Annotated in this window: 9 protein-coding genes and 3 pseudogenes; 5 read left to right on the top strand and 7 right to left on the bottom strand. The window is 39.1% G+C overall.

The features are described from left to right. The first annotated feature begins 177 nt into the window (after positions 1–177). From ACO4R2_RS00175 to ACO4R2_RS00155, 5 genes and pseudogenes are all read left to right on the top strand, one after another. Positions 178–1,191 carry a class II fructose-bisphosphate aldolase gene (locus ACO4R2_RS00175; RefSeq protein ID WP_311491248.1) on the top strand — a complete coding sequence of 338 codons (1,014 nt, stop codon included), beginning with the start codon at positions 178–180 and terminating at the stop codon, positions 1,189–1,191. Between the two features lie 205 nt (positions 1,192–1,396). Next, positions 1,397–1,456: pseudogene (locus ACO4R2_RS00170) on the top strand (hypothetical protein); the annotation flags it as partial. A 6-nt stretch (positions 1,457–1,462) separates the two neighbouring features. Continuing rightward, a pseudogene (locus tag ACO4R2_RS00165) lies at positions 1,463–2,139 on the top strand (IS256 family transposase, variant Zn-binding type); the annotation flags it as partial. Positions 2,140–2,177: 38 nt separating this feature from the next. After that, a pseudogene (locus tag ACO4R2_RS00160) lies at positions 2,178–2,282 on the top strand (hypothetical protein); the annotation flags it as partial. A 121-nt stretch (positions 2,283–2,403) separates the two neighbouring features. Continuing rightward, positions 2,404–3,069: a hypothetical protein gene (locus ACO4R2_RS00155; protein WP_231294721.1), complete on the top strand. Its 666-nt coding sequence runs from the start codon at positions 2,404–2,406 to the stop codon at positions 3,067–3,069. A 300-nt stretch (positions 3,070–3,369) separates the two neighbouring features. Here the strand turns inward: ACO4R2_RS00155 and ACO4R2_RS00150 are convergent, their stop codons facing one another. The 7 genes from ACO4R2_RS00150 to rfbA form a co-directional block, all read right to left on the bottom strand. After that, positions 3,370–4,179, bottom strand: a complete 810-nt coding sequence (locus ACO4R2_RS00150; protein WP_484768721.1) for a Cof-type HAD-IIB family hydrolase — start codon at positions 4,177–4,179, stop codon at positions 3,370–3,372. A gap of 124 nt (positions 4,180–4,303) precedes the next feature. Further along, on the bottom strand, positions 4,304–6,049 hold the full coding sequence (locus ACO4R2_RS00145; RefSeq protein WP_484768720.1) for an alpha-1,3-galactosidase-related protein: 1,746 nt from the start codon (positions 6,047–6,049) through the stop codon (positions 4,304–4,306). A 62-nt stretch (positions 6,050–6,111) separates the two neighbouring features. Beyond that, the gene (locus ACO4R2_RS00140; RefSeq protein WP_484768719.1) at positions 6,112–7,173 is read right to left on the bottom strand and encodes a DUF4831 family protein; all 1,062 of its coding nucleotides are present in this window, start codon (positions 7,171–7,173) and stop codon (positions 6,112–6,114) included. Then, positions 7,170–8,723 carry an NAD(P)H-hydrate dehydratase gene (locus ACO4R2_RS00135; RefSeq protein ID WP_484768718.1) on the bottom strand — a complete coding sequence of 518 codons (1,554 nt, stop codon included), beginning with the start codon at positions 8,721–8,723 and terminating at the stop codon, positions 7,170–7,172. Before ACO4R2_RS00135 ends, ACO4R2_RS00140 begins: the two co-directional genes overlap by 4 nt. A 45-nt stretch (positions 8,724–8,768) precedes the next feature. Beyond that, positions 8,769–9,218: a BT0820 family HAD-type phosphatase gene (locus ACO4R2_RS00130; RefSeq protein WP_311490867.1), complete on the bottom strand. Its 450-nt coding sequence runs from the start codon at positions 9,216–9,218 to the stop codon at positions 8,769–8,771. Positions 9,219–9,247: 29 nt separating this feature from the next. Next, positions 9,248–10,945, bottom strand: coding sequence for a hypothetical protein (locus ACO4R2_RS00125; RefSeq protein ID WP_484768717.1), 1,698 nt, complete (start codon positions 10,943–10,945; stop codon positions 9,248–9,250). A 6-nt stretch (positions 10,946–10,951) separates the two neighbouring features. Beyond that, complete coding sequence (gene rfbA, locus ACO4R2_RS00120) at positions 10,952–11,827, bottom strand: glucose-1-phosphate thymidylyltransferase RfbA (RefSeq protein ID WP_311490869.1); 876 nt, start codon at positions 11,825–11,827, stop codon at positions 10,952–10,954. Positions 11,828–12,267 lie beyond the last annotated feature (440 nt).

Genomic DNA, 12,267 nt, shown 5'->3' with positions numbered 1-12,267 from the left:
AACTCTGATATACAAAATCGACTATTTATACTTAATAAACAAAGCAGCTATGCATGATTTCTTTTTCGTAGGTTCTAAATAAATTGCCTCTAATTTCCTTATGCAAAAAAGAAAAAGTAAATTTGCAACGTTTAGAAAAGAAGATTGTAATTCATTTTAATTAAATAACTTACTATTATGGCAGTTAGCTACAAAGATTTAGGCCTCGTTAACACCCGTGAGATGTTTAAGAGAGCCATCAATGGCGGTTACGCTATTCCTGCATTTAACTTCAATAATATGGAGCAGTTGCAGGCTATCATCACTGCATCCAGCAAACTCAAGAGCCCGGTAATCCTTCAGGTTTCCAAAGGTGCTCGTAACTACGCCAACCAGACTCTTCTGCGCTATATGGCACAGGGAGCTGTTGAATATGCAAAGGAACTTGGTTGCAACCATCCTGAAATCGCTCTTCACCTCGACCATGGTGATAGCTTCGAACTTTGCAAGAGTTGTGTAGATATGGGCTTCTCTAGCGTTATGATCGATGGTTCTTCTCTGCCTTATGAGGAGAATATCGCTCTGACAAAGAAGGTTGTTGAGTATGCACACCAGTTCGATGTAACAGTAGAAGGTGAACTTGGCGTTTTGGCAGGTGTAGAAGATGAAGTTGCTGCTGAAGAAAGCCACTACACTCGTCCCGAAGAAGTTATCGACTTCACAAAGCGTACGGGAGTTGACTCTCTCGCAATTTCTATCGGTACTTCTCATGGTGCTTACAAGTTCAAGCCTGAACAGTGTACTCGCGATCCGAAGACAGGTCTTCTCGTTCCTCCTCCTTTGGCTTTCGACATCCTCGATGACATTATGAAGGAACTTCCTGGTTTCCCCATCGTGCTTCATGGTTCTTCTTCTGTTCCTCAGGAGTATGTTGATATGATTAACTCTAATGGTGGCAAACTTCCTGATGCAGTTGGTATCCCCGAGGAGCAACTTCGTAAGGCAGCTAAGAGCGCTGTTTGCAAGATCAATATTGACTCTGACTCTCGTCTTGCTTTCACTGCAGCAGTACGCAAGGTGTTTGCTGAGAAACCAGGTGAATTCGACCCACGTAAGTATTGTGGTCCTGCACGCGACCTCATGATTGAACTCTACGAACACAAGATTAAAGAAGTTCTGGGTTCTGAAAATAAACTTGCTCAGCTCGACTAATTTTAGTTGACTTATTATTATCACTTAAAGCCTCGACTTCTTTCGTAGAAGTTGAGGCTTTCTTCTTTTGCAATTACAAAGATAAGATTAAAGAAACCTCCACATTTTTTAGGACAGTAATTTATAGGCGTAATGGACATTTGGTAGGCTGAAACCTCTCGGAACGCTTTTATTTACTACCTTTGCAGCATTTGAAAACCTATGAATAAAAAACTGTATCTTCTGTAATAGCTCAAATGTTAAAAAGAATGGGCATCGACGTTCTGTTCAGATGTATTCCTGCAAGGATTGTGGTAGACAATTTCAAGGTGGTCTGCGTATAAATAATATTACTATCTGACAGCAAATCGAACGATTTCTGCTCTATCCACTCTTTATAAATGTTCAGAGCGAACCATACGACGTAGGTTGAGCTTAGTAGTAGATAGCTTTACTTCTACTTACCCCAAATCTGCAGTAATAATATTGGATACAACATACTTTTCCAGAACATTTGGTGTGATGCTGTTTCAGGATGCTTCATCAGGCAAAATACTTTATCGCAAGTTTGTCAAAAACGAAACTAACAGAGATTATCTTGATGGACTTCGGTATATTGCGGAGCGTGGAACTGTGATAAAAGCAGTGGTGTATGATGGGCATGTAGGACTTTTACAAGCTATAAGTTTCTGCTTCGTACAAATGTGTCAATTTCACCAATTTCAAATAGTTAGAAGACTCCTTACTAACAATCCACATTTGCCTGCAGGCGTTGAACTATTGGCATTAATGAGAAGGATGTTCTCTATGAGAAAAGACGAGTTTATAACCGCTTTTGATAAATGGAAAGAGTTCCTAAATGAACGAACTCTCCTAATCTCGGGTAAGACAACTTATACACACAGAAGACTGAGAACGGCAAGACGTTCTATTAAGACACATCTGCCATGGCTCTATACGTGTGAGGATGGGCTACATTTGCACGTCTCTATAATGGTCCTGGTTATAAAGGTGACAAATATGATACCAAAATGGCTGAAAATTATAAGATCTTTTCAGCGGATCCATTTAAGGGATACAAAGAATCTGAAATTAAAATGCCCTCAAGATAATTTAAACTAAATAATAAAGAAGAGTATGAAATTAATAAAAACGTATTTTCTCATTCTAATGATTTTATCTATAGGAACATTCTTGTATTGCAAAGGTAAAAGTCTAAACACAAAAAGCAATATGAGTCAAGTTTATATTGCTACAGTTGACACAGCCTCAATTGACAATAATAAAATAACTTTACCAGAACAAATTAAACTGTATTTAAATGATAGTAGAAAGAGTAATTTAAGAAACTCTTTTGTAAAAATAGATACAATTGTCTCAGGAGAGAATACTTTCTTACATATAAGAAAAGATGGAGGAATTCTATTTAATAAATTAAATCACATATCACTTATGTGTGATAAAATGTACAAGAGTTATTCAGATCACTCTTTTATCGAGGACATAGAACTATTTTCATATAGGAAGGACAATTTCGTAAGTTTTCTGTATTCCGTTATAGACGAAGGGTTTCATAGGGGCTACAGTGAGAAGCCTTTTACTTTTATTGTTAGGAAAGGCAATGTATATCAGGTTAACCTTATAACTACACCTATGGTACAAAAAGTCATAAATAAAAAGGTACTGAGCTTTCCTAAATCTCTTCGTTCTAGATTCGAAATGAAAGAGTTTTATGGCTTCTGCCTTATTTCTGGTAATATTTGTATTCGGCCGATAGCTTACTCTGCACTCGATGATGATGGTGGAGATTGGATCAAAATCCCTTATTCAAGTGAGATTAAATTTTCATTAGTTAAATGTGACCAGATTTTAAAAGAAATATCAGATTTAACTAATTGATATAAGGTTCAATGAGGTAAGATATTGGATAGATGAAGAGTTTTGATACTTATTAATAGTGGCGTAATGGACATTTGGTAGGCTAAAACCCGAGAGGTTTCAACCTACCAAATGTCCATTACGCCAATTTATACTATATTGACTTGCGTAAATATCCTTATTGCGTTTGAAAATACAATAAGGATCTCAGCTGACAGAATAAGGATGTCAGTTGACGCGCTTATTGTATTTTTAGGAGTAATAATTGCGAATGTTTCTTTCTTAGGCTTACCTTATTATTTGCAGAAGGAACTCTTATTTTCAATCTAAAATGAATTTTTCTACTACGTGGGCAACACCATCTTCTTCGTTGGAGTAAGTGACGTAGTTAGCTTGTTTCTGAATCTCGCTTGGAGCATTGGCCATTGCAACGCCTAGACCTGCAAAATTTATCATACTTAGATCGTTATAGTTATCGCCACACGCAATGATTTCTTCAGATTGTATGTGTAGTTCTGTGATAAGCCGGTTGAGCGAAGTTGCTTTGTCGATACCTACGGGTACACATTCGAGGAAGTAGTCCGCAGAACGATATATATCTATCTTTCCTTTTAGTTGTTCAGCCAATTGTAGTTCTAATTGATGAAGAGGAGTGGGAGCGCCCACAATGAGACATTTATTAATAGGATATTCAATTTGTTGGAGGAAATCACTTGCTTCCTCTACTTTCATCTTGTTGATAGAAGCTTCAATTTGAACGTATTGATCTGTCTTTTTTGTTGCAATAATACCCTCACCCTTATAAGTTAGAATTTCCAATCCCGCTTCACGGCTGCTATAGTAGAGCTTTGGGACAAGATTCTGATCGAGCGTTTGTTCAAAGACTACCTTATTGTTCCTACAATCAATAATACGCCCGCCGTTAAAGGCTAGAATATAACCTTCAAAGCGTGGTAGTTCCAATTCTTCAGCGATTGCTGTGATGCCGTAAGTGGGGCGGCCTGATGCTAGAACAACTTTGACTCCTTCTGTTTGAGCTTTGATCAGTGCTTCTTTTGTGCGTGGTGTTATTTCTTTTTTATCGTTGGTTAGTGTCCCATCTAAATCAAGAACGATTATTTTATATTTCATCTTTGTATTTTGTATCTTGTGTTGAGCCGTGTTCAAGGAAGTTGCCTTACTCTTTTTTACAGCGTTAAATAATTTTGGCGTTTTAAAACGCATAGCTATAACCTCTTGCTCTGTGGAGAATATTCTAATTCTTCGTTGTTTTCTCTACTCTTTCTGTAATTATAGGTTGAGTATTGCTTAGGAATGGAGGAAATTCGGAATTCTTCTTCACTTTGTTGTTTCTAAAAATTAGATGGTGAACACTTTTAGCATACACCAACGGAGTATCGAAGGTATCAAAAATATTTTTTTCTATAGAAATGCGATTATGATAGTAGTTACGCTGATTCTTGAGTTCAGGAATTTCAGGATAGATGGAAATAACCGCATTAGTAAATTGGTATCTGCTTGTAAGCGCGTTGATGAAACGATTTCTTCGAATGACTATATTGTTCACTGGGCCACTTTCGTACCACCCATTGGCATCGCCACTGAGAAGAATTGCTGAACCTGACGTATGATCGAAAAGATTTTTTTCACACAGAGTGTATCTTGGACTACTGAAGAGTGCGCCGCGGGCACGATTGTTGCGTATCGTATTACCCGAAAAAACGATTGAAGGAGTCCATTTGAGGTTTTCTATACAATCTGCTTCTGCAGGTATTGGGTCACGAAAACTGATGAGAAAGCTCTTCATTCCTTGCAGTGTTACGGCATCTTGTGGGCGGATTGCCGTGATAACATTTGTTTGTACAGAGTCGAGTGTGGTGGAGTTGATGAAGCGAATACTATCGCCCGTGTTTCCCCAATTAAAGCCATAGGCTTGACTGTGCATAAAAGCGCAAATTGCGGTATAATCATCCTTGCGTTGAAGAATACGAAGATATACTCCATGTACATTGATAGCATCGTCCATCATGCCTTCATATATTCCTTTGCGTGATATGATTTTTCCACGGCATTGAGAGAAATGGGTGGCATCTGCTTGTGTGGAGAAGTAGCGCCCTTTGGACGGATATACATTAAAAGCTTGGAGGATTATATTTGTACAACGTTGTGCGATAAGTCCCATTCCCCACGCATAATTAACAGTAACATTTTGAAGTTTCGTATTCTTACTCTCGTTAAGAAAAATAGCCGGGCAGGGGCGATGATAGTTGCGCATGGCTACAATATTCCCAGTTTTGAGTCGCAAGTCTTTCCAATTAGGGGCATAAAAGTATTCTCCTTCTTGGCGACAGTTAAGAAGATTTATGCCTAAATCGCCAGTGTTATAAAGAATGTGATGTGTCTCTTTGTCAAAGCCTATACCCCATGCAAAATGAGAACGCCAGTTTTCTCCCTGTGTTTCAAAATACCCTTGTTCTGTAAAGAGCCACTGATAATCTTTCGTATTGCGGGAAAAAGGTGAGAGTTTAAAGCGAATACCTGTGGTGTCACTTTTAATGATTTCTACTTGTTCTATTTGTGGGTCAACAAAATCAATCGAAAAGTTTTTTAATGTGACATTCTCACAATAGTTCAAAACAATTGGGAGTAAGGCTCCTTGAAAGAGAAACTGCGCTCCACCTCCATCAATCGTAAGATTTTCATAGTGATTTAGGTGGAAAACAGTTTTGCGTAAAGGCTGTTGGTCATGATTAGAAATAAAGCATTCTATCTCTGGAGCTTCTTCTAAGCGAAAGTTATAGGTGCCTTTGTCAAACCGGAGAACTATTTCCTTTTTATCTCCCAATTTTGGCGGATGGTTTTGGAGGAACCTTGTTAAGGCTGCTGTATTATCAGTATTGTTTGGGTGAATACCAAAGTGTTTCATATGATATACCACTTTGCGCGCCATCACGGGGAAGCACAAAAGAAGCAAAAGGGAAAGAACGAGAGTCTTTTTCATTTTGAATTAAAGAGAGAATATTATAAGCTGACAGGACTGAGTCAGTATATGAATGTTACATTTTATTGATTCTGTCCTTCTGCCTCAATGCGAAGAATCCCACCTGTTTCAGGAGAAAAGGTGATGTGCGTATTCATTTTTTTATTAAACAAATCGCCTCCAAGATGTTCAATACGTCCGAGTTGAGCAACAGGCGTTTCTAAAATAGTATATATTTGTTTATCATCAAAAATCTTCACCTGAACTACAGCAGGAACAACGTAGCGTACATCTTCTTCTTGCTTTTTCTGTATAGTTTCAACTGCTTGAGGAATATTTTCACGAGGCGTCATGCTAATGTAGATGGGCTGGCCATCAGCTTCGTCTTGATTGAGGAGTCCTTTTTGGGACGAAAAACGGCAGAGCACGCTATTTTCGATAGGAGTATTTAGTATGCAATTTACTGTACTGACGCGAGTTTCAGAAGTGTGAGTTCCTAGGAAAAGTTTTAAAAGTCCAGCTTCTTGTTTGTCTAGGCTTGCCATCATTAGTTTTAATTGCTCACCATCTTGCGGCATAAAATCAGCCTCTCCTTTAGCCAATGCTAAACGACTATCACGAATATTGAAAATTTCTTCGGCTGCAAGTTGTGCAAGTTTGTCGATATTCCCAGCAGCAAGCATTTCTTGTGTTCCGAAGTTCTCAGTAGAGTCCGCAATGAGTTTCGTAATAGAAGGTTGCGTAAGTTCTCCAGGTAATCGTACAGAAGTGTTTATTCCTAGTAAAATCCCATCGCGCGTGAGACTTACAAGAGGAGCAGAGCTACGCGGCTTTAGTTTGATTGTATAGGCTTGGCTCTTATCGGGCGTACCATAGGGTTCGATGCGTATATTCTGAATTGTCCATTCATCATAAGCCTCTCTCACCACATTGTTCTGACGTAGATATACTTCTGCATATGCAGCTAAGCGCCCAGGCTTGTATGAAGTGCGCGTCATTGTTACGACAATGTGAAAAGCTGTTTTAGGTAGAAAGTAAGTAATGCCATTTTCAGTTATTCCTGGTTGATAGGGGGTTACTTCTGTCTGTGCCTTTAATAAAAGAGTGCAGAAACAGCCGAGAAAAAAAGCGAAAATCTTTTTCATTTTAAAATTAAAAAATCTGGTGAAGGCAAGTTCTCTGTGTCTCTGGTTGAAAGTTGTAAGAAGGCTTCAGGTATAGCCTCAATAATATCGGACGCAATGAGTGAAGTTTCCCCCAGTTTGCTAGCTGCAATGTCGCCTGCCAATCCGTGTATATATACTCCCAATCTGCAAGCTTCTGCTTGTGTGTATTTTTGTGCTAATAGAGCGCATATGATGCCTGTAAGAATATCGCCACTGCCTGCTGTTGCCATCCCGCTATTGCCTGTGGAATTAAAGAAAGTTTTGCCTTCAGGCGTACAAATCGCAGTGAAATGCCCCTTAAGGATAATAAAGAAGCTGTGTTTTATCGCCATTTCCTGTGCCTCAGTCAGTGCAGAAAAAGAGTCATTGCAATGAGAGCCTATGCGTTGCATTTCTCGAAAATGCGGTGTAAGAATTGCATCAGACGGTATTTGTTGTATCCATCCTTTATGATCGGCCAAGATATTAAGGCCATCTGCATCAATAACTAAAGGAATGCGAGTGCGTCTCACCTGTTCGATAAATGCTACAGCTGTGTCGTGGTTCGTTCCGAGGCCTGGACCTATAGCTAAAGCTGTATAGTCATCTGTGTTGATAGGAGAAGAAAAATGTTTCTCATGACTATCGAGATTTAATACTGCTTCTGGGACAGTCAATTGTAAGATGTCGTTATTGCGAAGGGGGGTTCTAACAGTGACTTTTCCTACACCGCTACGAAGGCAAGCACGCGTTGCAAGAATTGCGGCACCAGCCATCCCATATGTACCTGCAATAAGAAGAGAATGGCCGAATGTTCCTTTGTGTCCGAAAGGATCGCGCTTTCGTATAATATTCTTAATGTCTTCTTTGTCCGTGAATTCGTAGTTGGAGTCTAATCCCTTACTTTTTCCATCTGAAAGACCTATATCTGCTGCTATTAGCTTACCCACAAATTCATGGTTGTCAGCCATCAGTTGAGCTATCTTGGGAGCACCAAAAGTTATAGTTGTATTTGCTCTTACGATATGGTTGCGTACATTCTGTGCGTTGTTCTCGCACATAAGTCCAGAGGGCATATCAATGCTGACAATGTGAGCTGAAGAAGCATTGAAGAATTGTACCAATGCTCCAAAACCTCCATTGAGCGGCTTATTGAGCCCCGTTCCAAAAAGCCCATCAATGATAACGGTATTTTCAGAAAGCTGCGGAGGCTCAAATTTTTCAGTAATTTCTGTAAAGTTTACATTAGGGCATTCAGCCAATCGGTTGCGATTAGCTTCACAGTTGCTACTTAGTCCTTTGCCAATGTTGAAGAGATAAGCTGTGACGGTATTACCTTCTTTTGCTGCTAACAAACGAGCCACAGCTAAGGCATCCCCACCATTATTGCCTGGTCCTGCAAAGATAACGTAGTGAGAATAGTTAAGGCTCGAAAGGTATAAGCTTACATATTGAGCAGCACGTTCCATAAGATCAATTGATTTTATATCCTGTTCTTGAATGGTGGCTGCATCGATGTCAGGCAACTGTTGTTGAGAAAAAATCTTCATACTTTAATATTGGACGTATCAGTGAAATGCGATTCTTTTTAGTATTTAGAAATTCCACCAGTGCTTTTTCTTGCGTGGTTCTTTTCTTGAAACATGACCGAGTTGTTCTTCAATGTACTGCTCGTAACTGATGTGACGAGAAATCATTTGATAAATGGCTCCCCAATCGGGTAATCCACCTACATTACGATCGTCTATGAAACAATCTACTTTGAGTTTTCTACTATAATGTTTGTTCGATTTTCGCTCTGCATCATGATCTTCTGTATTATCCTCATCTAGATATCCATTAACAGCGTAAAAGCGAACACCATGTTCTGCACACCAATCGATCGCTTCTTGCTGGAGCTCTCCCTCACGAACGGTCCACAGGATGAGCTTATGCCCATCTTGCATAAGCTGGCGAAGTGTGGCAGTGGCGAAAGGAATTTCTTTTCCAATAGCTGGATAACGGTGTTCAACGATTGTACCATCAAAATCAACTGCTATAATCATACTAATCTCTTGTTTTATTATTTCTAGTCTTAATATTTTTGTTCTGTATAGGGGGTTATCCTTATTTTTGAAGGAGCAGCCTTAATGTGGATATAGGCTCGAAAAGGAGATAGTTTGCTACCCCTTGCTGCTTTCACAAAACTCTGTCCTTCATTGCCTAGGAAATAGGACTCGTCTGTCTGGTTTACCTGTTGTGGTTGGTAGTTGCTTAAGAAAACTGCATTAGAATCCGTGCCTGTGATAAAATCTCCACCTGTATTTGTTAGGATAAGTGTTGTTTTTGCTCCAGTACTCCGAATGATGACAGGTACGTTAGCTGTTATGGTGTTTGTGGGAGTAAATTTTAATTGGTTATCGGCATAGCCTTGTAACTCTTCTGCTTGAAATCCTTCTGGTACATTTGCGGTGAAAGGAATACATAGTGTCTCCCAATTCTTATCGATAAATTGGCGTGAGTAAGTTAGTTGTCCTGCATCAGTATTAATACTTTTTTTTACGCTTACTTCCGACTTATCTGTGAGTGTTCCTCCTCTGACCAGTTGTTTATATGTAGCTGTTAAAGTCCAGCTTGATGGAAAGTTACCAATTTGATCATCCGCTATATAAATGATTTGATTTGACGTCTTACTTTTTTTATTGAAGGATTGTGGATAACGTGGTAAGGTAATATGCGATAGGTCTAAATTGTGCCCTTCTTCCCATTCTATGTTGGCCAAAAGACTTGAACTCCAACCTCCTTGTAGTATACGACTACCGTCTTTGATCTCACTCGTGGGAGTATTTTGCACATTTCTGAAAAAGCAGGTGTTACCATCTTGACTTCTACTGCTTAGAAAGAATTTCCCATCTTTCTCCAAAAGAAAGCGAGGACAAGCTTCAAGTGTTGCTATTCTTCCATTTTGGATTTGCCACAGGCTTTCTTCTCTTCCATTGGTGAGATTATATTGTAGGTGTGCTTCCGCAGTATTCATAAGCATGAAATGCCCATTATCTACTTTTGCTGTCCACACTGAATAATTACTAGGGGCCAAGCTACCATCGCTGAGCAGAATATCTGAGATATCGACTGATGGAGCCTGATGTAAAAGATGGTTTTGTGTTGAGGTTATAGCAACGTGTTGACCATTAGTAGGTAGTGTAGCTTCGCCTTTTTTATCTTCTGCAGGGCCAGCATATTTATAGAGTAAGACGCCTGGTTTATCTGCTCCTGTTTTCGTGAAATTACCGAAATAAGAAGAGTTGGTATCATAGACAGAAAGCCCTATGAAGCGTTCTTTATCAGTGTTGTTATAAATACGAAATCGATTCCCCTCATACGCCTTAATTTCCCATGATTTTCCATTATTGGCATCACAGAGATAAAGATCTCTAGCTTTTGCAGAAAGAGCATTTTCTTTGTCAGATGTAAGGATTAGGAAGCCTTGAGCTTTCGCATTGAGGGTCCAAACTTCAGAAGCGTTTTTAGGAGAAAGAATAGTGGGGGTACCATTGGGAATGAAACGAGCTTGCAGTTTGCTTTTGTTTCCCTTATTTGTCATGATGTAAAGGCTTTCGTCTTTTGAGTCGGTACCTCCTATGAGGATAAAAGTCCCATCTTGTAATTCGTCTAGCGAGGTGACTCGGACAAATGTTGCAGACGAAAAGTCGGGGATACCTTTCGTCTGTGCAAGAATAGGACTGCATAAAAATAGCAGGATTACTAGAATCTGAGATAACTTGATAAGCATTCTTTTTTAATTTTCAATGAGTTTTAACAAGTATTGGCCATACTCGTTATTCTTCATGGGATTAGCAATTTCTAGCAACTGTTCTGCTGTAATCCATCCCATCTCATAGGCAATTCCTTCTATACATCCAACTTTTAATCCTGTGCGTTTTTCAATGACCTCTATGTAGGTACTTGCCTCGCTGAGTGAGTCGTGAGTTCCAGTATCTAACCATGCAAATCCTCTGCCGAGTGTCTGAACCATCAGTTCATTGTCTTTAAGAAAGCGTTCGTTGACAGTGGTAATCTCTAATTCCCCACGCTTTGAAGGTTTAATGGTTTTTGCCACACTGACAACCTTATTGGGATAGAAATAGAGTCCTACTACTGCGTAATTTGATTTAGGTTTATCTGGTTTCTCTTCAATGCTTACAGCTTTACCCATTTCATTAAATTCTACAACGCCGTAGCGCTGTGGGTCATTAACATGGTAGCCAAAAACTGTAGCTTTATTTTCTTTTTCTGCATTGTGAACAGCTCCAACAAGGAGCTGACGAAAATCGTTGCCATGGAAGATGTTATCACCTAAAACAAGGCACACACTATCGTTCCCAATAAATTCTTCGCCAATGATGAAAGCTTGTGCTAATCCATCGGGATTCGGCTGTTCAGCATAACTGATATTTATGCCGTAAGAGGAACCATCTCCTAAGAGCCGCTTGAATCCTGGAAGATCCTGTGGTGTGGATATAAGCAATATGTCGCGTATTCCTGCAAGCATTAACACAGAGATAGGATAGTATACCATCGGCTTGTCGAAAATGGGTAGAAGTTGTTTGCTAATACCTTTAGTGATAGGATAGAGGCGAGTACCACTACCGCCTGCAAGAACAATTCCTTTCATAGTTTTGAGAATTATCTATTTCCGCAAAGTTAAAATAAAAATGATGAAGAAAAAAGGAATCCTATTTTTTTGTACTTCTGTATGGTAAAATAAGAGCGATAACAAAGTTTATTTGTATAGGAATTTGGCTGAAAGCGTTATGTTGGACTTGATCTATAGAAGTTGGAGTTTAAAAAATTGCTAATCAACTATTTTATAAGTTGTGAAAATATTGATGTTTTAACAAAGAGATATCTATTTGTCAACTTTATTGTTGTGGCCTTGATATAAAAGAATATCACAAAGAGGTACTAATGGAATATATCGTGGGTTTAGATATGATAAGAAGGGGATGGATTAAATAGAATTATCTTATCCTATTCTTCTTCACGTAGTATTTATCCTTATCGTGCTTAAAAATACAATAAAAGTGTCGGCTGGCCCAATAAGTGCGTCGGCAG

This window comes from Alloprevotella sp. (genome assembly GCF_057240785.1).
This window is presented reverse-complemented; position numbering and strand designations above follow the sequence as displayed.